At 72.3% G+C, this 20,712-nt stretch carries 18 protein-coding genes; 8 read left to right on the plus strand and 10 right to left on the minus strand.

Annotated features, from left to right (window positions below; all coding sequences use genetic code 11):
* Positions 1-72 precede the first annotated feature (72 nt).
* From ACH4K1_RS21240 to mce, 5 genes are all read right to left on the minus strand, one after another.
* Positions 73-852, minus strand: a complete 780-nt coding sequence (locus ACH4K1_RS21240; RefSeq protein WP_398090820.1) for an ABC transporter permease — start codon at positions 850-852, stop codon at positions 73-75.
* Between the two features lie 5 nt (positions 853-857).
* Positions 858-1,853, minus strand: coding sequence for an ABC transporter ATP-binding protein (locus ACH4K1_RS21245; RefSeq protein WP_398090821.1), 996 nt, complete (start codon positions 1,851-1,853; stop codon positions 858-860).
* An 84-nt stretch (positions 1,854-1,937) separates the two neighbouring features.
* Positions 1,938-2,876 carry a cellulose-binding protein gene (locus ACH4K1_RS21250; RefSeq protein WP_398090822.1) on the minus strand — a complete coding sequence of 313 codons (939 nt, stop codon included), beginning with the start codon at positions 2,874-2,876 and terminating at the stop codon, positions 1,938-1,940.
* Between the two features lie 184 nt (positions 2,877-3,060).
* Positions 3,061-6,954, minus strand: a complete 3,894-nt coding sequence (gene scy / locus ACH4K1_RS21255) for a polarized growth protein Scy (RefSeq protein WP_398090823.1) — start codon at positions 6,952-6,954, stop codon at positions 3,061-3,063.
* Positions 6,955-7,195: 241 nt separating this feature from the next.
* Positions 7,196-7,624 carry a methylmalonyl-CoA epimerase gene (gene mce / locus ACH4K1_RS21260; RefSeq protein WP_398090824.1) on the minus strand — a complete coding sequence of 143 codons (429 nt, stop codon included), beginning with the start codon at positions 7,622-7,624 and terminating at the stop codon, positions 7,196-7,198.
* Positions 7,625-7,769: 145 nt separating this feature from the next.
* On the opposite strand from mce, the gene ACH4K1_RS21265 reads away from it, so the two are divergent.
* On the plus strand, positions 7,770-8,975 hold the full coding sequence (locus ACH4K1_RS21265) for an acetyl-CoA C-acetyltransferase (RefSeq protein ID WP_398090825.1): 1,206 nt from the start codon (positions 7,770-7,772) through the stop codon (positions 8,973-8,975).
* A 58-nt stretch (positions 8,976-9,033) separates the two neighbouring features.
* On the plus strand, positions 9,034-10,002 hold the full coding sequence (gene meaB, locus ACH4K1_RS21270; protein ID WP_398090826.1) for a methylmalonyl Co-A mutase-associated GTPase MeaB: 969 nt from the start codon (positions 9,034-9,036) through the stop codon (positions 10,000-10,002).
* Between the two features lie 83 nt (positions 10,003-10,085).
* Here the strand turns inward: meaB and ACH4K1_RS21275 are convergent, their stop codons facing one another.
* Positions 10,086-10,793 carry a PepSY domain-containing protein gene (locus ACH4K1_RS21275; protein WP_398090827.1) on the minus strand — a complete coding sequence of 236 codons (708 nt, stop codon included), beginning with the start codon at positions 10,791-10,793 and terminating at the stop codon, positions 10,086-10,088.
* A 118-nt stretch (positions 10,794-10,911) separates the two neighbouring features.
* Between ACH4K1_RS21275 and ACH4K1_RS21280 the strand changes: the two genes are divergently transcribed.
* Positions 10,912-11,574 carry a response regulator transcription factor gene (locus tag ACH4K1_RS21280; RefSeq protein ID WP_398090828.1) on the plus strand — a complete coding sequence of 221 codons (663 nt, stop codon included), beginning with the start codon at positions 10,912-10,914 and terminating at the stop codon, positions 11,572-11,574.
* Positions 11,571-13,028 carry an ATP-binding protein gene (locus ACH4K1_RS21285; RefSeq protein WP_398090829.1) on the plus strand — a complete coding sequence of 486 codons (1,458 nt, stop codon included), beginning with the start codon at positions 11,571-11,573 and terminating at the stop codon, positions 13,026-13,028. Before ACH4K1_RS21280 ends, ACH4K1_RS21285 begins: the two co-directional genes overlap by 4 nt.
* A 60-nt stretch (positions 13,029-13,088) precedes the next feature.
* Here the strand turns inward: ACH4K1_RS21285 and ACH4K1_RS21290 are convergent, their stop codons facing one another.
* From ACH4K1_RS21290 to ACH4K1_RS21305, 4 genes are all read right to left on the minus strand, one after another.
* A complete protein-coding gene (locus ACH4K1_RS21290; RefSeq protein ID WP_398090830.1) occupies positions 13,089-13,565 on the minus strand; it encodes a MarR family winged helix-turn-helix transcriptional regulator in 477 nt (158 codons plus the stop codon).
* 149 nt (positions 13,566-13,714) lie between these two features.
* The gene (locus tag ACH4K1_RS21295; protein WP_398090831.1) at positions 13,715-14,482 is read right to left on the minus strand and encodes an AIM24 family protein; all 768 of its coding nucleotides are present in this window, start codon (positions 14,480-14,482) and stop codon (positions 13,715-13,717) included.
* The gene (locus tag ACH4K1_RS21300) at positions 14,479-15,129 is read right to left on the minus strand and encodes an AIM24 family protein (protein WP_398090832.1); all 651 of its coding nucleotides are present in this window, start codon (positions 15,127-15,129) and stop codon (positions 14,479-14,481) included. The genes ACH4K1_RS21295 and ACH4K1_RS21300 overlap by 4 nt, the downstream gene beginning before the upstream one ends.
* On the minus strand, positions 15,129-15,761 hold the full coding sequence (locus tag ACH4K1_RS21305) for an AIM24 family protein (RefSeq protein ID WP_398090843.1): 633 nt from the start codon (positions 15,759-15,761) through the stop codon (positions 15,129-15,131). The genes ACH4K1_RS21300 and ACH4K1_RS21305 overlap by 1 nt, the downstream gene beginning before the upstream one ends.
* 234 nt (positions 15,762-15,995) lie before the next feature.
* Between ACH4K1_RS21305 and ACH4K1_RS21310 the strand changes: the two genes are divergently transcribed.
* The 4 genes from ACH4K1_RS21310 to ACH4K1_RS21325 all read left to right on the plus strand — a co-directional run bounded on the left by ACH4K1_RS21310 (position 15,996) and on the right by ACH4K1_RS21325 (position 20,582).
* Positions 15,996-16,346: a DUF3817 domain-containing protein gene (locus ACH4K1_RS21310; RefSeq protein WP_228990129.1), complete on the plus strand. Its 351-nt coding sequence runs from the start codon at positions 15,996-15,998 to the stop codon at positions 16,344-16,346.
* The gene (locus ACH4K1_RS21315) at positions 16,343-16,636 is read left to right on the plus strand and encodes an MTH1187 family thiamine-binding protein (RefSeq protein ID WP_228990128.1); all 294 of its coding nucleotides are present in this window, start codon (positions 16,343-16,345) and stop codon (positions 16,634-16,636) included. The genes ACH4K1_RS21310 and ACH4K1_RS21315 overlap by 4 nt, the downstream gene beginning before the upstream one ends.
* 172 nt (positions 16,637-16,808) lie before the next feature.
* Entirely contained in the window at positions 16,809-18,623 is a 1,815-nt protein-coding gene (locus ACH4K1_RS21320; RefSeq protein WP_398090833.1) for a glycosyltransferase family 2 protein, read from the plus strand.
* Between the two features lie 3 nt (positions 18,624-18,626).
* Complete coding sequence (locus ACH4K1_RS21325) at positions 18,627-20,582, plus strand: galactose oxidase-like domain-containing protein (RefSeq protein ID WP_398090834.1); 1,956 nt, start codon at positions 18,627-18,629, stop codon at positions 20,580-20,582.
* Positions 20,583-20,712: the final 130 nt, after the last annotated feature.

Here is a 20,712-nt window from a genome sequence, read left to right on the forward strand (position 1 = left end):
GTTCCGGCCACGTCGCACACGGTCCGCGACCGGGCGGTCACCGGCTTGCGGGCGGCGGCGCGGGGCGCGTGCTCAGGCGTCCCGGCTCCGCAGGACCAGGAAGCCGCCGAGGACCGCCGCCACCACCCACAGCACCATGATCCCGAGCCCGCCCCAGGGGCCGTACGGGGCCGGGTCGCTGTTCATCGCGTCGGGGACGACCTGCATGATCCTCATCCCGGCCTTGTCGGGGAAGTACCGGATCACGTCCTTGGCGTACGGCACCAGGCTCAGGATGTTCGAGATCAGGAGGAAGAGCGTCACCAGGATGCAGATCGACAGCACGGAGCTCCGCAGCATCGCCGCGACGCCCATGGAGAAGAGCGCGATCAGCCCCATGTAGAGCCCCGCCCCGACGACCGCCCGCAGGACGTTCTCCTCCCCGAGGTCGATGCCCCGGTTGCCCAGCAGGGCCTGGGTGAGGAAAAACGACACGAAGCTGGTGAGCAGACCGGCCAGCAGGGCCAGCGCTCCGGCCACGGTGATCTTGCCGAACAGGAAGGTGGCGCGTTGGGGCACGGCCGCCAGCGAGGTGCGGATCATGCCGGAGCTGTACTCCGTGCTGACCACGAGCACGCCGAAGACGATCATGGCGAGCTGGCCGAAGGACGTGCCGGTGAAGCTGACGAGGGTGGGATCGAAGGTGGCGCGCTCGATCTCGGAAAGATCGTCGAACGTGGCGTTCACCAGGGCGCCGGCGGCCGCGCCCAGGGCGACCGTGACGACGAAGGCGGCGATGAGCGTCCAAACGGTCGAGGAGACCGACCGGATCTTGGTCCATTCCGAGGTGAGGACCGCGGGTACCGAAGCCATCTCCGTCACGCCTCCTTGCCGTCGGTGGAGCCGGGCTTGTTCCAGCTCTCGCCCCAGCCCGCGCCCACGGCCGGCGGTCCGGCCGCCGCGTCCCGTTCGGAGTGGGCGTGGTACTCCACCGAACCGGCCGTCATCTGCATGAACGCCTCCTCCAGCGAGGCCCGCTGGGAACTCAGTTCGTGCAGCACCAGCTGGTGACGGGCCGCCAGCTCGCCCAGCTCCTCGGTCGAGGCGCCGTCGACCTCCAGGACGCCGCCCGCCGTCTCGACGGCGGTGAGCCCCTCCTGGTGCAGGAGGTCGCGCAGCCGTTCCCACTGCGGGGAGCGCAGCCGCGTGTAGCTGCGGGAGTTCTCCTGGATGAAGGCGGCCATCGAGGTGTCGGCGAGCAGCCTGCCCTGGCCGATCACGATCAAGTGGTCGGCGGTCAGCGCCATTTCGCTCATCAGGTGCGAGGAGACGAAGATCGTGCGGCCCTCCGAGGCGAGCGCCTTCATCAGGTTGCGGATCCAGTGGATGCCCTCGGGGTCCAGTCCGTTGACCGGCTCGTCGAACATCAGGATCTCGGGGTCGCCCAGCAGGGCGGAGGCGATGCCGAGCCGCTGGCCCATGCCGAGCGAGAACCCCTTGGACTTCTTCTTCGCCACCGCCGTGAGGCCGACCATGTCGAGCACCTCGTCGACCCGGCCGCGCGGGATGCGGTTGCTCTGCGCCAGGCACAGCAGGTTGTTGTACGCGCTGCGGCCGCCGTGCATCGCCTTGGCGTCGAGGAGCGCCCCGATGTACTTCAGCGGCTCCTCCAGCTCGCGGTAGTGCTTGCCGTCGATGCGCACCGTGCCGCCGGTCGGGTTGTCGAGGTCGAGCATCATCCGCATCGTGGTGGACTTGCCCGCCCCGTTCGGGCCGAGGAAGCCCGTCACCATGCCCGGCCTGACCTGGAACGACAGCTGATCGACGGCGACCTTGCCGCCGAATCGCTTGGTGAGCCCCTCGACCTCGATCATGCGTTCACGCTAGAACGCCAGAGCGCCCGGCGCCACCACAAGGGCGGGACCGGGCGCACACGGGGGTACTCCGCGCGGCGGGGCTCAGCGGGTCTGCTGGGCCGGGACGCCGCGGTTGGCGGGCTCGTCCTCCACCGGGGAGCCGGCGGCGGCCACGGCGGCGCCGGTCAGCGTCGCCAGCATCTCGCGGACGTTGGTCAGCTGCGCGTTGATCGAGTCGCGGCGGTTGGTGAGCGCCGCCAGCTCGCGCTCCGATTCGCTGCGGATGCGGTCGGCCTTGGCGTTGGCGTCGGCGACGATGTCCTCGGCCTGGCGCTGGGCGGTCTCCACCGTCTGGCGGGCCCGGCGCTCGGCGTCCGTGCGGAGCTTCTCGGCCTCCAGGCGGAGCTGCTCGGCGCGGTGCTCGATCTCGGCGAGACGCTTCTCCGCCTTGGCCTGCCGGGACGCGAGGTCGCGCTCCGACTGCTCACGGCGCTTGGCGAGGTTGGTCTCGAAGTCGGCCGCGGCCTGGGCGGCCTTGGCGCGGGTCTCCTCGAAGAGGGCCTCGGCCTCCTCACGCTTCTGCTGGGCGTCCCTCTGGGCGTCGGAGCGCAGGGTGTTCGCCTCGCCCTGGGCCTTCTCGACGATCCGGACGCCCTCGTCCTCGGCCTTCGCCTTGCGCTCGGAGGCGAAGGTCTCGGCGTCGTTGCGCACCTGCTGGGCCGCCGACTCGGCCAGCTCGCGGTGCTGCTCGGCCGCGCGACGGGCCTCCTCGCGCAGGTCCTTGGCCTCCTCCTCGGCGAGGCGGAGAATCTTCTCGACACGGGCGCCGAGCCCGGCGTACGACGGCTCCGCGTCGTTTACCTGGGCCTGGGCGTTCTGCGTTTCGAGGTGCAGCTCCTCGATGCGCTTTTCCAGAGAGGTGATTCGGGCCAGAGCACTGTCACGGTCGGCGACGAGCTTGTTGATGCGGTCGTCCACCTGACCGCGGTCGTAGCCTCGTCGCACGAGCTCGAAGCCGAAGGGGGAGGAAGGGTCACTCATGGGGTTCCTGTCGAATGAGACCGGTGAGGTGATAGAGGGAATCCTAGGGGCCATTGCGGCGTGTCAGCGTGAAGATGCCGGTTTGATCTGGAGAATGACACCCCTTTTGAGTGGCTGACCCCCGGAGCGCTTGCCACTGCGAGGGTTGAATGTCCATGACGAAACACGGCGCGCCGCGGTCCGGCTACCGCTCGGACGACTTGCCCCCCGATCGCGTACCCGCCGCCGCCGGGGCCTTGGATCCCCCCGGGGGACCGGCCGCCGACTTCCCTCCCCCGGTCGGAGTCTCGAAAGACTCCAACGCCTCCAGCACGTCCTGGACACGGGAGATCTCCGCGTTGATGTCCTCGCGCCTGCGCACCAGGACGTCCAGTTCGCGCTTGCCCTCCTCCACCATCGTCTTCGCCTCGGCCTCGGCGTCGGCACGCAGCTTCTCCGCCTCGCGGACCAGGCCGGCCTTCTTGGCCTCGGCCTCCTTCAGCAGCGACTCGGCCCGCTTCACCGCGGCGATACGGACCTTGCTCGCCTCCGCGTTGGCCTCCGCCAGCAACTCCTTGGCCTTCGCCTCAGCCTCGTCGCGCTGCTCGGTCGCCGCCTTCATCAGATGGTCGACGCGCTCCCCGGCGGTCTTCATCTGCTCGGACGTCTCCCGGCGGGCCCGCTCGTGCAGCTCCTCGATCTCGCTCTCCAGCCGGGCCCGCTGGGCCTCGGCCCGCTCCCGGATCTGGGTCGCGTCGCGCCGCGCGCCGACCAGTAGCTCGTCGGCGTCCGCACGGGCGCGCTCCACCAGGGTGTTGCCCTCGACCGTCGCCTCGGAGGCGATGCGCACGGCTTCCTTGCGGGCCGCGCCGACCATCGTGTCGGCCTGGCCCTCGGCCTCGGTGGCCGTGCGCAGCGCTTCCTCCCGCGCCTTGTTGATGAGCTGGTCCGCCTGCTCGGCCGCGTCCGCGCGGCGCTTGGCCGCCGCCTCGCGCGCCTCGTCCAGCACCCGGTCCGCCTCCTGGCGGGCCTGCGAGCGCAGCTCCTCCGCCGCCGACTCCGCGTCCGCGCGCAGCCGTTCGGCCTCCTCGTGGGTGCGGGTCGCGTGCTCCTGCGCCGCACCGAGCCGTTCGGCCGCCTCGGCGCGCAGCCGCTCGGACTCGGCCGTCGCCTCGGCCAGCATCCGGTCCGCCTGCTCGGTGGAGTCCGCCCGGCGGCGGTTGGCCTCCGTGGTGGCCTCGACGACCAACTGCTCGGACGCCTGGGCCGCCTCGGTGCGGATGCGCTCGCTCTCGGTGGTGGCCTCGCCGATCAGCCGGTCCGACTGGGCCGCCGCCTCGGAACGGATCCGGTTGGCGTCCTGCCGGGCCTCGGCACGGGTGCGCGAGGCGTCCTGCTCCGCCGACGCCAGGGCGTCGGACGCCTCGGTGCGCATCCGCTGGCTGTACTCGGAGGTGTCCGCGCGCAGCCGCTCCGACTCGGCGATCGCCTCGGAGACGGTCCGCTCGGCCAGCGCCTTCGCGGCCCCGGTCTCCTCCTCGGCCTCGCGGCGCAGCCGCGCCGCCTCCTCGTTGGCCTCCCGGCGCAGCCGTACGGCGTCCTCCGAGGCCCGTTCCCGCTCCGCGTGCGCGTCGGCGCGGACCCGGTCCGCCTCCTCCTGCGCCTCGGTACGGGTGCGCTCCGCCGCGTGCTCCGCCGCCGAACGCAGCCCGGTGATCTCCTCCTCGGCCTGCTCCTGCAGCCCCGCCACGGAGTCCCGCACCTGCTGGGCGGTCTGCTCGGCCGCCGCGACCAGCTCGGCCGCCCGCGCGTCCGCCTCCTCGACCAGCCGGGCCGCCTCGGCCCCGGCCTCCTCGACCCGCTTGCGGGCGGCGGCGAGCAGCTCCTCGCTCTGCTCGCGGGCCCGCTCGCGCTCCTGCTCCGCCTCGGTCCGGGCCGCGCCGAGGATCTCCTCGGCCTCCCGGCGGCGGCGCGTGGCCTCCTCCTGGGCGGCCTCCAGCGCCTCGGCCGCCTCGGCGCCGACCCGTTCGGCGGCGGCCGCGGCCTCCGCGCGGACCCGGTCGGCGCTCTCCTGCGCCTCCGACTTGAGCCGCTCCGCCTCGGCGGCGGCCTCGCTCCGCAGCCGTACGGCGACGTTCTCACCCTCGGCGCGGGACTGGGCGGCGTCCGCCGCGGCCTCGTCGCGCAGCCGCTCGGCCTCCGCCTCGGCCTGCTCGGCCAGCGTCCGCAGCCGCTCGGCGGACTCGTTGCGCAGCCGCTCGGTCTCCTCGGCCGTCTCCCGGCGGAGCCGCTCGGCCTCGGTCCGGGCCTCGCTCAGCGCCTCCTCGGCGGCGGCGAGCCGGGACTCGGCCTCGGTGTGCAGCCGGGCCAGCTCCTCGGCGGCCTCGGCCTGGCGGGCGGCGACCCCCCGCTCGGTCTCCTCGCGCAGCTGGGCCGCGGCGGTCTCGGCCGCCTCCGTGACCGCTGCCGCCTGCTCCTCGGCCTCGGCCCGCATCCTGTCGGCCTCGGCCCGGGTGCGCTCCAGCGTCTCCTCGGCCTGCTTGCGCAGGGTCGCGGCCCGCTCGGCGGCCTCGGCGCGGATGCGCTCGCTCTCGCCGTTCGCCTTGGTGCGCAGCTCGTCCGCGTCGGAACGGGCCCTGGTCAGCAGCTCCTCGGCGGTGCGGGCGCCCTCCTCCAGCTGCTGGACCGCCTCGCGGCGGGCCTCGCCCCGGATGCGCTCGCCCTCGGCGACCGCCTCGGAGCGCAGCTCCTCGGCCTCGCCGCGCAGGCGGCGGGCCTCCTCCTGGAGCTCGACCGTCTTGGCCCGGTACTCCTTGGTGTCGTCCTTGGCCGCGCCCTTGAGCTCGTCGGCCTGCTCCTCGGCCTCGCCGCGCAGCCGGTCCGCCTCGGCCTGGGCCTCGCGACGGATGCGCTCGGCCTCCTCGCGGGCCGCCCGCGTGGTCGACTGCGCGTCCTCGGACGCCTTGGTCAGCACCTCCTCGGCGCTGCGGGCCGCCTTGGCGAGCTGGGCGGCGGCGTCCTCGGCGGCGGCGGTGCCGGCCTTCTCGGTCGCCTCCGCGATCAGCCGCTCCGCCTCGGCACGGGCGTCGACGAGGGCCTGCTCGGCCTCCTCCTTCAGCGCCTCGGTGCTCTTGGTGGCCTCCCCGACCAGCCGGGCGATCTCCGACTTGGCCGTACGGGTGCGCTGCTCGTTCTGCGACTCGGCGGCGGCCACCTGCTTGGCCGCGGCCTCCTTCGCCTCGGAGAGGAGCTTCTCGGCCTCCAGCCGGGCCTCGCGCAGCCGCGCCTCGGCGTCCGAAAGCCGCTGCTCGGCGGTGCGGTTCAGCTCGGCGGTCTGCCGGCGGGCCTGGTCGGCCTCCGCCGTCGTGGTGGAGCGCAGCTGCTCCGCGTGGCTGGTGGCCTCCTGCGCCTGGGCCGAGGCGTTCACCAGCAGCCGCTCGGCGTCCTTGCGCGCGCGCAGCAGGATCGCTTCCGCCTCGGCCCGCGCGGCCTCGGCCTCCGAACTGGTCCGCCGCCGGGACTCCTCCGCCAGCCGGGCGGCCTCGTCCCGCGCGGCGGCCAGCGCCTGCTCGGCCTCGGCGCGGGACTCCTCCAGCAGCCGGCGGGCCTGCGACTCGGTGCGGGCGCGCAGCTGTTCGGCCCAGGCGACGTTCTCGTTGACGTGCGACTCGACGGTCTGGCGGCGCTCCGCCAACTCCTGGTCGAGCCGCTGCCTGCGCTGGACCGCCTCGGTGTGCAACTCCGCCTGCAGGCGTGCCTGGTGCTCGGCGTGCTCCTGCAGGATCCGCTGCGTCTGGGCCCTGGCCTCCCGCAGCTCGCGCTCGGCGTCGCTGCGCATCTGCTCGGCCTGGACCTGCGCGTTCCGCAGCATCTGCTCGGCCTGGTAGCCCATGTCCGCACTGTCGTACGCGGGACGGCTCGCGAGATTGCGCCGGGCCTCGTGCAGCTTGGCACGCAAGACCTCGACCTGGTAGCCGAGGTCCTCGGCGTGCTGGACGGCCTTCTCCCGGTCGGTCCTCAGCCGGTCCATCTCGGCTTCGAACCGCGAGAGATGGTCGTCTTCAGCTCGGTGGCTCTCCTGGCGTTCGTAGCCCCGCACTGCGCGGTCCCATCCTTCCCCGAGCTCTCGACTTCTTCCCGAGCTCTCAACTTTGTTCGAGCAGGGGATGCCCCACTGAGCAGGGGAGACCCCACCCGCGGAGGGAAACCCTCCACGAGTACTGCCCGCGGACGAGCCGTCCCCCCGGGGAATGGTGACAGACAAACGACGAGGACGCGGTACGGCCCCGACCCGGCCCCGGCCCGGAGCCGCCCACTCTACCGGGCCGGATATGCGGAGGTCAGTGCTCCGCCCGGCTCGTGACCAGTTCCGTGAGGACACCGTGGCAGTCCTTGGGGTGCAGGAACGTGATCCGTGACCCCATGGAACCCGTCCTGGGCTCGTCGTACAGCACCCGGACGCCCTTCTCGCGGATGTCCGCCGCGTCCCCGTCCACGTCCTGGGTGCCGAAGGCGATGTGGTGCACGCCCTCCCCGTTCTTGGCCAGCCACTTGCCGACCGCCGAGTCCTCCCGGGTCGGCTCCAGCAGCTGCAGGTAGGAGGCCCCGCCGTCCGAGGTCCCGTTGATCCTGAGCATGGCCTCCCGGACGCCCTGCTCCTCGTTGATCTCGGAGTGGAACACCTCGAAGCCGTACGTGGCACGGTAGAACTCGACGGTCCTGTCCAGGTCGAAACAGGCGATTCCGATGTGATCGATGCGCGTCAACATGGATTCAGCATGGAGCGAGTGCCCTGCTCCCGCCATGGTTACCCAACGTGCGCGCCGTCACACCGGCAGCCGGATGACGGGCGCGGGAGCGCTCAGTACATTCAGGTAAACCCTCGTTCACATCCGATCCCAAGGGGCCGTGCCCATGCCAGCAACGACCGGTACCACCACCTCAGTGATCGTCGCGGGAGCCCGGACGCCCATGGGCCGTCTCCTCGGCTCCCTCAAGAGCTTCTCCGCCGCCGACCTCGGCGGGGTGGCGATCAAGGCCGCACTGGACCGGGCGGGCATCGGCGGCGACCAGGTCCAGTACGTGATCATGGGCCAGGTGCTCCAGGCGGGCGCGGGCCAGATCCCCGCCCGGCAGGCCGCGGTCAAGGCCGGCATCCCGATGAACGTCCCCGCCCTCACCGTCAACAAGGTGTGCCTGTCCGGACTCGACGCCATCGCGCTGGCCGACCAGCTCATCCGCGCCGGGGAGTTCGACGTGGTGGTCGCGGGCGGCCAGGAGTCCATGACCAACGCCCCGCACCTGCTCCCCAAGTCCCGCGAGGGCTACAAGTACGGCGCGATCGAGATGCTGGACTCGATGGCGTACGACGGTCTCACCGACGCGTACGAGAACATCCCCATGGGCGAGTCCACCGAGAAGCACAACCGCCGCCTCGGGCTGGACCGCGCCGCCCAGGACGAGATCGGCGCGCTCTCCCACCAGCGGGCCGCCGCCGCCCGGAAGAACGGGCTGTTCGAGGCCGAGATCACCCCGGTCGAGATCCCGCAGCGCAAGGGCGAGGCGGTCCTCTTCTCCCAGGACGAGGGCATCCGCCCCGAGACCACCGTGGAGAGCCTCGGCAAGCTGCGCCCCGCCTTCGCCAAGGACGGCACGATCACCGCGGGCACCTCCTCGCAGATCTCCGACGGCGCCGCGGCGGTCGTCGTGATGAGCAAGGCGAAGGCCGAGGAGCTGGGCCTGGAGTGGATCGCCGAGATCGGCGCCCACGGCAACGTGGCCGGCCCCGACAACTCCCTCCAGTCGCAGCCCTCCAACGCCATCCGGCACGCTTTGGAGAAGGACGGCCTGACCGTCGACGACCTCGACCTCATCGAGATCAACGAGGCGTTCGCCGCCGTCGCCGTCCAGTCCATGAAGGACCTGGGCGTCACCTCGGAGAAGGTCAACGTCAACGGCGGCGCGATCGCTCTCGGCCACCCGATCGGGATGTCCGGCGCCCGGGTCGTCCTGCACCTGGCCCTGGAGCTGAAGCGGCGCGGCGGCGGCACCGGCGCGGCGGCGCTGTGCGGCGGCGGCGGCCAGGGCGACGCGCTGATCCTCCGCGTCCCGGGCAAGTAGTACGCGTAACGCTCCCGGGACCGCACGGCTCCCGGGACAGGGCAAGGCGAACGGAGCGGTGAACGTGGACGTGGACGTCCCCACGCTGGTCGAGCAGGCGCGAGCAGGCAGGCCGCGCGCGGTGGCCCGGCTGATCTCGCTGGTGGAGGGGGCGTCCCCGCAGCTGCGCGAGGTGATGGCCGCGCTGGCGCCGCTGGCGGGCCGCGCCTACGTCGTCGGGCTCACCGGCTCGCCCGGCGTCGGCAAGTCCACCTCCACCTCGGCGCTGGTCTCCGCCTACCGCCGGGCGGGCAAGCGGGTCGGCGTCCTCGCCGTCGACCCGTCCTCGCCGTTCTCCGGCGGGGCGCTGCTGGGCGACCGGGTCCGGATGTCGGACCACGCCTCGGACCCGGGCGTCTACATCCGCTCCATGGCGACCCGGGGCCACCTCGGCGGCCTCGCCTGGTCGGCCCCGCAGGCCATCCGGGTGCTGGACGCGGCGGGCTGCGACGTGGTCCTCGTCGAGACGGTCGGCGTCGGCCAGTCCGAGGTGGAGATCGCCTCCCAGGCCGACACCTCGGTGGTGCTGCTGGCCCCGGGCATGGGCGACGGCATCCAGGCGGCCAAGGCCGGAATCCTGGAGATCGGCGACGTGTACGTGGTCAACAAGGCCGACCGGGACGGCGCCGACGCCACCGCCCGCGAGCTGAACCACATGCTGGGCCTGGGCGAGGCCCGGGGCCCCGGCGACTGGCGGCCCCCGATCGTGAAGACGGTCGCGGCCCGGGGCGAGGGCACGGACGAGGTCGTCGAGGCGCTGGAGAAGCACCGGGCCTGGATGGAGGAGCACGGTGTCCTGGCCGGGCGGCGCACCGCGCGGGCGGCCCGCGAGGTCGAGACGATCGCGGTGACCGCGCTGCGCGAGAAGATCGCCGATCTGCGCGGCGACCGCCGCCTGACCGCCCTGGCCGAGCGCATCGTGGCGGGGGGCCTGGACCCGTACGCGGCGGCGGACGAGCTGGTGGCGGGGGTCACGGAGGGCGCCTGAACCGACGGGGAAGGCCCCGGGAGCGCGACGGGCGTCGCGCTCCCGGGGCCTTCCCCGTCCGGGGCCCGGCGGACGGGACGGGATCAGTCGTCGTCGCCGTCCCGGTCGTCGCCGTCGCGGTCGTCGTCGTGGTCCACCGTGACCTTGCCGGTCTTCGCGTCCACGCGCAGTTCGTGCTGCTTGCCGTCCTCGCCCTCGACGTCGACGTCCCAGCGCAGGACCCCGCCCCGGCGGTCGTCGTCGCCGTCGTCGTCCAGGTCGATCGAGGTGATCGTGCCCGGCGCGGTCTTCAGGGCCGCGGCCGCCGCCCGGTCCAGGGTGACGGCGGACGAGCGGGGCGCGTGGCGGTCGCGGTCGTCGTTGTCGTCGTCGCGGGTGTTCAGGACCTTGCCGGAGGCGGCGTCCACCGTGACGTCGTGCCACTTGTCGTCGGAGCCGCGTACGTCCAGCTCCCAGACGGCCCGGCCGTCGCGGTCGTCGTCCTCGTCCAGTTCGGCCCCGGTGAGGGTGCCCGGGACGCTCTTCAGCGCGGCGGCGACGGCCTGGTCGAGGGTGACCCGGACGTTCTTCGCGGCGCCCGGCGCCCGGTCGTCGTCCCGGTCCTCGGAAGCGTCGTCCGCGCCGTCGTCGGACGTGTCGTCGGACGTCCTGTCGTCGGCGGCGCCCACGCTGCTCGCGCTCCCGGCGGGCGTACGGTCGTCGTCGCTGTCCGCGAAGGCCACGGTGCCGGCGGTGGCGCCGCCGATCAGAACGGCCGCGGTGATCGCCGCGATGGTGACGTTGCGCTTCATGAGGTTCCTCCCGGGAGCTGCTGTGCTGTTCGACGGGTTCCACCCTGCCGACCCGATGCTGAACGCAGCCTGAAGCCGGCTGAAGGCGTCTTCAGGTGGAGTTTGCGAGGCTGTGCGCATGCGCCTGTTGATCGTGGAGGACGAGAAGCGTCTCGCGGTGTCCCTGGCCCGGGGACTCACCGCAGAGGGCTTCGCCGTGGATGTCGTGCACGACGGGCCGGCGGGGCTGCACCGTGCGAGCGAGGGCGGCTACGACCTGGTGATCCTCGACATCATGCTGCCCGGCATGAACGGCTACCGCGTCTGCTCCCACCTCCGCGCCGCCGGGCACGAGGTGTCCATCCTCATGCTGACCGCCAAGGACGGCGAGTACGACGAGGCCGAGGGGCTGGACACCGGCGCCGACGACTACCTGACCAAGCCCTTCAGCTACGTCGTCCTCGTCGCCCGGGTCCGCGCCCTGCTGCGCCGCCGGGGCGCCGGAACCGCCGCGCCCGTCCTGACCGTCGGGCCCCTGCGCATCGACACCGCCGCCCGCCGGGTGCTCCGCGACGAGGAGGAAGTCCCGCTCACCGCCAAGGAGTTCGCCGTGCTGGAGCAACTCGCCCTGCGCGCCGGGCAGGTGGTGAGCAAGGCCGAGATCCTGGAGCACGTCTGGGACTTCGCCTACGACGGCGACCCGAACATCGTCGAGGTCTACGTCTCCACCCTGCGCCGCAAGCTGGGCGCCGCCGCCATCCGCACGGTGCGCGGCGCGGGCTACCGGCTGGAGGCGCGGTGAGGTCCGTCCGGGCCAGGGCCGCCCTCGGCGCCACCCTGGTCGTCGCCGTCGCCCTGGTCGGGGCCGGCCTCGCCGTGCTCCTCGTCCTGCGGGCCAACCTGATCGACCAGGCGGACCTCCAGGCCGAGGTGGTGGCCCGCGAGATCGCCGGGGAGCTGGCCACGGGCACCCCCTACGGCGAGGTGGAGCCGGACGACGAGGAGGACCATCCGGTCCAGGTGGTCGACGAGGAGGACCGCGTCGTCCTCGTCTCGAAGGAGCTGCGGGCCGTCACCGGCACCGGCACGAGCGGCGTCACCCCGGTCCCCGCGGCCTCCCCGGCCGCCTCCCCGTCGCCCGGCGACGACGACGGCGACAGCGACGACGACGGGGGCGAGGAGGCCCGCCCCGGCCGGGGCCAGGTCTCCCACGACGACCCGGACTTCTCCGACGGCACCGCCACCGTCGACCGCACCACCGCCGACTACCGCTTCGCCGCCGTCGAGGCCACCACCCCCGACGGGGTCACCCTCACCGTGTACGCGGGCGCGCCCCTCGCCGCCGAGCAGGAGGCGGTGGACACGGTGCGCGGGGCCATGCTGACCGGACTGCCGCTGCTGCTGATGGTCGTCGCCGGGGTGACCTGGCTGGTGACCCGCCGCGCGCTGCGGCCCGTGGAGGGCATCCGGCGCGAGATGGCGGCGATCACCGCTTCCGAGGATCTCTCCCGCCGGGTGCCGGAGCCGGACTCCCGAGACGAGATCGCCCGGCTCGCCCGGACGACGAACGAGACGCTGACCGTGCTGGAGGCGTCCGTGGAGCGGCAGCGGCGGTTCGTCGCGGACGCCTCGCACGAACTGCGTTCCCCGATCGCCTCGCTGCGCACCCAGCTGGAGGTGGCCGAGGCCCACCCGGAGCTGCTGGACCTTCCGGGCGCGGTCGCCGACACCGTACGGCTGCAGGCGCTGGCGGCGGACCTGCTGCTGCTGGCCCGGCTGGACGCGGGGGAGAGGCCCGCCGGGGGGACGGTGGAGCTGGGCGCGCTGGTGCGGGAGGAGGTGTCGCAGCGCACCGGGGACCGGATCCCGGTGGCGGTGGAGGTTCCGGAGGGCGGGGCGTTCGAGGTGCACGGGTCGCGCGGGCAGCTCGCCCGGGTGGTCGGCAACCTGCTCGACAACGCCCAGCGGCACGCGGAGGCGGGCGTCGCGGTGTCGGTGGCGGCGGACGGGCGCGGCGTACGGGTGGAGGTGCGGGACGACGGGGCGGGCGTTCCCGAGGAGGAGCGGGAGCGGATCTTCGAGCGGTTCGTCCGGCTCGACGACGCCCGCAGCCGGGACGAGGGCGGGGCCGGCCTGGGGCTCGCCATCGCCCGGGACGTCGCCGCCCGCCACGGCGGGAGGCTGACGGTGCACCGGGCGGACGGGGGCGGTGCGGCCTTCCGCCTCTGGCTGCCGCGTCCGGCCCGGCGTACGTAGCCCGGCCGGCCCCCGGCGAGGACGCGGGTGCGCGGGACGGCGGCCCCCGCGCCGCGCGCCCTACAGCTTGCCGCGCTTGCCGCGCAGGTGGTCCGCGATCGGGGTCAGCGCCGCGTGCAGCTCGGCCAGCGCCTCGGGGGAGAGCAGGTCCATGAAGTGCTGCCGCACCGAGGCCACGTGGTGCGGGGCGACCGTGCGCATGGTCTCCGCGCCGTGCTCGGTGAGGACCGCGAACAGTCCGCGTCGGTCGGACTCGCAGTGGGTGCGGCGGACCAGTCCGGCGGTCTCCATACGGGTGATCTGGTGCGAGAGCCGGCTCTTGGACTGGAGGGTGGCGGCGGCGAGATCGCTCATCCGCATCCGCTGCTCGTCCGACTCGGAGAGGTTGACCAGGATCTCGTAGTCGTTCATGGTCAGGCCGAACGGCTGGAGGTCCTTCTCCAGCTGGTGCGTCAGCAGCCTGCTGACGTCCAGGTGGGTGCGCCAGGCGCACTGCTCCGCGTCGCTCAGCCAGCGGGTGGCCGTCTCGGTCTCCATACGTGGATTCTACCTAAGAAGTTGAAAGCCGGACGAAATGGGGAGGTGTGACACCCGGCACCCCCGGTCCGCCGGGGAGGCGACGGGCCCGTCGGTACGCACCGGCGCCGGGGCGCAGGCGTTCGACGTCACACTCCGCAGACTACCGCTCACCACCCGAAGCGGCGCTGGAGGTCCCCCAGCTGGCCGGGCATGCGCGGGGCGGAGCCGTGTTGACCCCCGCCGCCGCCCGGGACGCCCGGCTCGTTCGGCACGACGCCCGACGCCTGCTCCGCCATCAGCGCCTCGGACGACTGGAGCAGCACCGTGCCCGCTCCGACGAACTCGAACTGGTGCTCCTCGCCCGACGTCCCGCCGATCCCCGTCAACGAACGGACACCGCCCATCACCCCCGTCATGTAGCCGTGGTCGTAGTGGTGGCAGGGGGAGGGGCAGTCGGCCCAGCCCACCAGCGCCTGCGGATCGACCCGCAGCGGCGGTTCCATGAACACCACCGGGCCGTTGGACGCCGCCACGAACTTCCCCGTGCCGATCAGCGTCACGAACCCGGGCACGATCGACTGCTTCAGCGCCATCGTCGGCTGGTACGCCAGCAGGTTCCCGGACCGGATGGTGAGGTTGCCGTCCTCCAGGTCGAAGGAGTTCACGTCGAACGCCCGGTCCGCCAGCAGCATCTTCCCGCTGCCCTCGGCCACCACCCAGTCGCTCGCGTGCAGCGGCGAATGGAAGCTGGAGCGCACCAGCCGCTCGAACCGGCCGTGGCCGATGCCGTCGAACCCGATCTGCCCGTAGTAGGCGATCATCTTCCCCTTCTGCAGGAACCACCGGCTCCCCTTGAGCTCCACGCAGAAGGTGTAGGCGTTGACGTTGTCGTCCGAGGGCAGGGTCATCGGATCGAAGACCACGGGCGTGCTCACAGCTTCTCCTCCGACGCCTGGACGTACACCGCACCGCTCCCGCTCAGCTCCAGCTGGAACGCCTCGCCGGAGCCCCGCCCCACCATGTCCCGCCAGCCCACCGCCGTGGACAGCTTGTTGCGGACCTCGCCGTGGTGGGCCACGTACGCCTGCGGGTCCACATGGACCTCCCGGCCCGGTGCGATCGGCAGCTCGACCACCCCGCCGTGCGCCATCACCGCCACCGAACCGTGTCCCGTGAGCGTCGTGGTGAACAGGCCCTGGCCGCTCACCTGGCCGCGCACCATGCCCATCACCCCGCCCTGCGAACCCATGAACATCGTGCCCTGGCGGAGCGTCCCGTCGAAGGCGAGGAGCCGGTCGGCCTCCACGTACAGGGTGTCGCCGGACAGCTCGATCACCTGGACGTGGTGGCCGCCGTGGCCGAACATCACCGTGCCCGACCCCTCGACCGTCATCAGCGGCACCGCCTCGCCCGCCACCCGGCGGCCGATCATCGACGCGAGGCCGCCCTGGCCGCCCTGGATGTTCGGGGTGAAGGAGACCTCGCCCCGGTACGCCAGCATCGCGCCGCGCTGGCTGAACACCTTCCGGCCCGGGGCGAGGACGGCCTCGACCATCTTGGAGTTGATCTCCCGGAACGGCATCAGACCTCGCCTCCGACCGTGTTGCGCTCGCTGGGCTGGACGTAGACCAGGCCGTCGCCCTCGAAGCGGATCTGGAACGCCTCGCCGGAGCCCTCGCCCATCAGCGTCCGGAAGTTCACCCCCGCCTGGAAGTGCTGCTGGAGCCTCCCCTGGTGGGCGATGTAGGCGCCGGGGTCGACCGTCAGCGGATACTGCGGCGACACCCGCAGCAGCACCGCCGTGCCGTCCGACGTGATCGCCGCCTGCCCGGTCCCCTCCACCGTGGTGGTGAACAGCCCGTTGCCGCTCGCCCCGCCGCGCAGCCCGGTGAACGTGGTCCCCGTGCGCAGCCCGGCGTCGGTGGCCAGCAGGTTGCTCGCCTCCACGTACAGGGTGTCCCCGTGCAGCGCGACCAGACTGATCTCGCTCGCCCGGTCGGCGAAATAGCAGGTGCCCCGCCCGGACACCTCCATCACCGTCATCTGCTCGCCGGTCAGCCGGCGGGCCACCATGCCGCGCAGGCCCTCACCGCCGCCGGACAGCTTCTTGAAGGCCATCCGGCCGTCGTACGCGACCATCGAGCCGTTCTTCGCCCTGACGGCATCGCCGGTCAGCTCGACGGCGAGCGTCTTGCCGCCTTGGAGTCGGAACATCGCCACGCCACGACGGTAGCCCCCCACCCGGCCGCCGGGCCAGGGCCCACGGAACCGTCACGCCCCCGGCACTCCCCGGATGCGCGCCCGGACCGGCCCTGATATGCGGCGACGCGGACGGGCGCCCCGCGGGCGGCCCCCGACTCCGGAGGAGTCCCGGCACGATGCCACAATGGGGACGGCTTGTGCGTGCGTTCACAAGCCCACGCGACCCCTCTCACCGAAGGTGCCCCTGTGGACATCAAGACCGCTTCCGCCCTGCACCGGCTGCGCCTCATCTCGATTCCCGAGGCGCTGTCCTTCCCCGCCCTGATCCTCTTCGGGTCGATCCTCAGCCGCGTCTCGGACATCGACTTCCTGATGATGCCGCTCGGCCTGATCCACGGCGCGCTCTTCGTGATCTACGCGGTGTTCCTGCTGGACGTCTGGGTGAAGGCGAAGTGGCCGCTGGGGCGCGTGGCGCTCTTCTTCCTCCTGTCCCTGGTCCCCTTCGGCGGGCTCTACGGCGACAAGCTCCTCAAGAAGTACGAGGCCGACGGCGTCATCGCCGCCCGCGCCCGCCGCGAGGGCACGGTCAGCGCATGATCGTCGCCTTCTCCGTCTCGCCGCTCGGTGTCGGCGAGGACGTCGGGGAGTACGTCGCCGACGCCGTACGGGTCGTCCGCGAGTCCGGGCTCCCCAACCGCACCGACGCCATGTTCACCTCCGTCGAGGGGGAGTGGGACGAGGTCATGGACGTCGTCAAACGCGCCGTGGCCGCCGTCGAGGCCCGTGCCGGGCGCGTCTCCCTGGTGCTGAAGGCCGACATCCGGCCCGGCGTCACCGACGGACTGACCTCGAAGGTCGAGACCGTGGAGCGCCACCTCGCCACCTGACGACCCGTCCGCGCGGGTCCTGTCGCGTTCACCCGAAAAGCCCCCGGCGCCACACGGCCGGGGGTTTTCGCGGCTCCGGACCAAAAACCGCTCACTCGGACCTGCCAAGTCGACACACCGTTAGCCGTCCCCTTCTGTAGGGATATCAACCCGTTCGACAGTGGGAGGCACGGTGCGGTCGGAGGGCTACGACTACGACACCTACAGCCGGCTCGCGGGACCGCTCACGGAGCCGGACCCGACCGGGTACCGGGTGCGGTACAAGAGCCTGCTCTCGACGGAGAAGCACCGAATAAGAGCCGTCCTGCTGATGACCCTCGCCCCGGTGCTCACCGGCGTCCTCCTGCTGTACCTGGTCTGGCCCACGCACTGGACCGAGCGGGAGAACGGGGAGCCCTGGCTGGTCGCGGCCGATACCGCGATGCTCGTGTCGATCGCGCTGATCGAGCTGTTCATGCTGGTCAACGTGGTCTCCATCGCGCACGCCACCCTCGTCGCGCGGGATCCGGTCCCGGTGACGCCCGAGCCCGGCACCCGGGTCGCCTTCCTGACCACGTACGTCCCCGGCAAGGAACCGCTCTCCATGGTCCGCGCCACCCTCAAGGGGGCCGTGCGGCTCGTGCACGACGGCCCGCTGGACGTCTGGCTGCTCGACGAGGGCGACGACCCAGGGGCCCGGATGCTCTGCGCCGAGCTGGGCGTCCACCACTTCACCCGGCGCGGGGTTCCGGAGTGGAACCGTGACAAGGGCGTCCACAAGGCGAGGACCAAGCACGGGAACTACAACGCCTGGATCGCGCTGCACGGCGACGACTACGACTTCTTCGCCTCCGTCGACACCGACCACGTGCCCATGCCCAACTTCCTGGAGCGGATGATGGGCTACTTCCGCGACCCGGACGTCGCCTTCGTCGTCGGACCGCAGGTCTACGGCAACTACGAATCGGCCGTCACCAAGGCCGCCGAGTCGCAGCAGTTCCTCTTCCACGCCCTGATCCAGCGCGCGGGCAACCGCTACGGCGCCCCGATGTTCGTCGGCACCAACAACGTCGTGCGCATCGCGGCGCTCAAGCAGGTCGGCGGCCTCTACGACTCGATCACCGAGGACATGGCCACCGGCTTCGAGATCCACCGCCGCCGCAACCCGCGCACCGGACGCCACTGGCGGTCCGTCTACACCCCCGACGTGCTCGCCGTGGGCGAGGGCCCCGCCTCCTGGACGGACTTCTTCACCCAGCAGATGCGCTGGTCGCGGGGGACCTACGAGACGCTGTTCAAGCAGTACGGCAAGGCGCTGTTCCGGGTGCCCCCCGGCCGCCTCCTCAGCTACACGCTGATGCTCGTCTACTACCCGATGACCGCCGTCAACTGGCTGCTCGGCGTCTTCAGCTGTGTGCTGTTCCTCTGGCTGGGAGCCTCCGGCACCCAGGTCGCCGCCTCCATCTGGCTGATGCTCTACAGCGACGCCGCCGCGCTCCAGATCGGCCTCTACCTCTGGAACCGCCGGCACAACGTCTCGCCCCACGAGCCCGAGGGCTCCGGCGGCCTCGCCGGCATGGCCATGTCCGCGCTCTCCGCCCCCATCTACCTGAGGTCGCTGGGCTCGGCCGTGCTGCGGACCGACGGCCGGTTCGTCGTCACGCCCAAGGGCGGCCAGGCGTCCCCGGACCGGCTGCTCACCTTCCGTATCCACCTCTTCTGGGCGGCGGTCCTGCTCTCCTCGCTCGCCGCGTCCGTCGTCCTGGACCACACCCACGCCGCGATGCGGACCTGGGCGGCGCTCGGCCTGGCGATCTCCCTCGCCCCGGTCGCCGTGTGGGCCTGGACCGCCCGGCAGGAGAGGCGGGCCGAGACCGCCCGCGCCGTCCCCGTCCCCGCGCCCCCCGCCTCCGGGGCGGCGTACGTCCCCACCGCCCCGGCCCCGTCGCCGTCCACCACCACCGCGACGGCGGGCACCACCGCCACCACCACCGCAGGAGGGAACTGAGCCATGGCCTACCGGCCTTCGAAGAGGACGAAGAAGACGCTTCTGGGCGGCGGCGCGGTGGTGCTGCTCGCCGGACTGAACGCGCCCGCCGCACTGTCCTTCGCCCAGGACAGGTACCACGCGTACAAGATCGACCAGCCCGCCTACAAGGCCGAGTACGGCTCCTGGGAGCAGGTGAACATCCCGAAGGAGTACCGCACCAACGCCATCCACGCGGCGCTCCTGCACACCGGGAAGGTCCTCATCGTCGCGGGCTCCGGCAACGACCAGAAGCACTTCGACGAAGGCACCTTCGACACCGTGCTGTGGGACCCGGCCGAGAACACCTTCCAGAAGATCCCCACCCCCGAGGACTTCTTCTGCGGCGGCCACGCCCAGCTCCCTGACGGCCGCCTCCTGATCGCGGGCGGCACCGCCCGCTACGAGGTGCTCGACGACAAGGTGAAGCGGGCCGGCGGCGGCATGCGGGTCAAGAACGAGAACCCGGACAAGCCGCTGAAGCTGAAGAAGGGCACGGTCTTCCGCTCGGCCTCCGGCAAGGAGTACGTCGCCAAGTTCGACGTCACCGTGCCCAAGGCCAAGCGCGAGTTCGAGGTCGACTACTTCGAGAGCGGCCAGATGAAGCCGTGGAAGACCAAGGTGACCGCGGCCGAGCAGCGGGTCTTCGTCGAGGCGGTGGACGAGGGGCCCGAGGCGGTGGCGGCGGGCGCCGCGCAGTACGAGATCGTCGGGCTGAAGGGCAAGGACGCCGACAACTCCTACGGGCTCGCCGAGAAGATCACCATGGACAAGCAGGACTTCCAGGGGATCCGCGCCGCCTACGAGTTCGACCCCACCGCGGAGAAGTACATCAAGGTCGACCCCATGAAGGAGGCCCGCTGGTACCCGACGCTCGTCGGCCTGGAGGACGGCCGGGTGCTCTCCGTCTCCGGTCTCGACGACGTCGGCGCGATCCTGCCGGGCGACAACGAGATCTACGACCCGAAGACCAAGAAGTGGTCCAAGGGCCCCTTCCACTACTTCCCGACCTATCCGGCGCTGTTCCTCACCAAGGGCGGCAAGCTGTTCTACCCGGGGGCCAACGCCGGTTACGGCCCGGCGGACAAGGGGCGCGAGCCGGGGATCTGGGACATCGAGAAGAACACCTTCACCAAGGTCCCCGGCCTGACCGACACCGACCAGCTGGAGACGGCGGCCTCGCTGATGCTGCCGCCCGTCCAGGACCAGAAGGTGATGGTGCTCGGCGGCGGCGGGGTCGGCGAGTCCAAGAAGTCCACGGCGCGCACGGCCGTCATCGACCTCAAGAAGGAGAACCCGGCCTTCGAGGCGGGCCCCGACCTGCCGCAGGGCACGCGCTACCTGAACAGCGTGATCATGCCCGACGACACCGTCTTCACCAGCGGCGGGTCGGAGGACTACCGGGGCCGCGGGGCCAGCAACATCCTGAAGGCGCAGTTCTACGACCCGAAGTCCAGCACCTTCAAGGAGGCGGCCGAGCCGACCGTGGGGCGCAACTACCACTCCGAGGCGCTGCTGCTGCCCGACGGGCGGGTGGCGACCTTCGGCTCCGACTCGCTCTACGGCGACAAGGACAACACCAAGCTCGGCAAGTTCGAGCAGCGGATGGAGGTCTACACCCCGCCCGCACTGCACCGCGGCAAGGACAAGCGCCCGGTGATCGGGGACGGCCCCCAGGACGCCGAGCGCGGCACGACGGTCACGTACCGGAGCGCCGACGCGGACCGGATCGCCACCGCCCGGCTGATGCGGCCGAGCGCCGTCACCCACACCACCGACGTGGAGCAGCGCTCCATCGAACTGGGCCTGGAGAAGGGCGAGGGCAAGGTGAGCGTGACCGTGCCGGACGACCCCACGCTGGTGCCGCCCGGCTGGTACATGCTCTTCGTCACGGACACGGACGGCGTCCCCTCCGAGGCGAAGTGGGTCAAGGTCGCCTGAGGACGCGGACGCGGCGGGGGGGGGGGGGCCCCCGGGGGGGGGGGGGCCCGCCCCGCGCCCCCCGGGGGGCGGGGGGGGGGGGCGCCGCGCCGCCCCGCCCCGCCCGACCCCGCCCCCGAGCCCCCCGCGC

Origin of the sequence: Streptomyces sp. NPDC017448, from assembly GCF_044330565.1 — a bacterium.
Lineage (GTDB): Bacteria > Actinomycetota > Actinomycetes > Streptomycetales > Streptomycetaceae > Streptomyces.

Excerpts from the sequence above, each read along its gene's own strand:
- ACH4K1_RS21290 (WP_398090830.1), bottom strand. The coding sequence starts at position 13,565 with ATGGAGACCGAGACGGCCACCCGCTGGCTGAGCGACGCGGAGCAGTGC.
- ACH4K1_RS21325 (WP_398090834.1), top strand. The coding sequence starts at position 18,627 with ATGGCCTACCGGCCTTCGAAGAGGACGAAGAAGACGCTTCTGGGCGGC.
- ACH4K1_RS21250 (WP_398090822.1), bottom strand. The coding sequence starts at position 2,876 with ATGAGTGACCCTTCCTCCCCCTTCGGCTTCGAGCTCGTGCGACGAGGC.
- mce (WP_398090824.1), bottom strand. The coding sequence starts at position 7,624 with ATGTTGACGCGCATCGATCACATCGGAATCGCCTGTTTCGACCTGGAC.
- ACH4K1_RS21305 (WP_398090843.1), bottom strand. The coding sequence starts at position 15,761 with ATGTTCCGACTCCAAGGCGGCAAGACGCTCGCCGTCGAGCTGACCGGC.
- ACH4K1_RS21245 (WP_398090821.1), bottom strand. The coding sequence starts at position 1,853 with ATGATCGAGGTCGAGGGGCTCACCAAGCGATTCGGCGGCAAGGTCGCC.
- ACH4K1_RS21300 (WP_398090832.1), bottom strand. The coding sequence starts at position 15,129 with ATGCCGTTCCGGGAGATCAACTCCAAGATGGTCGAGGCCGTCCTCGCC.
- ACH4K1_RS21275 (WP_398090827.1), bottom strand. The coding sequence starts at position 10,793 with ATGAAGCGCAACGTCACCATCGCGGCGATCACCGCGGCCGTTCTGATC.
- ACH4K1_RS21240 (WP_398090820.1), bottom strand. The coding sequence starts at position 852 with ATGGCTTCGGTACCCGCGGTCCTCACCTCGGAATGGACCAAGATCCGG.
- ACH4K1_RS21280 (WP_398090828.1), top strand. The coding sequence starts at position 10,912 with ATGCGCCTGTTGATCGTGGAGGACGAGAAGCGTCTCGCGGTGTCCCTG.
- ACH4K1_RS21265 (WP_398090825.1), top strand. The coding sequence starts at position 7,770 with ATGCCAGCAACGACCGGTACCACCACCTCAGTGATCGTCGCGGGAGCC.
- ACH4K1_RS21315 (WP_228990128.1), top strand. The coding sequence starts at position 16,343 with ATGATCGTCGCCTTCTCCGTCTCGCCGCTCGGTGTCGGCGAGGACGTC.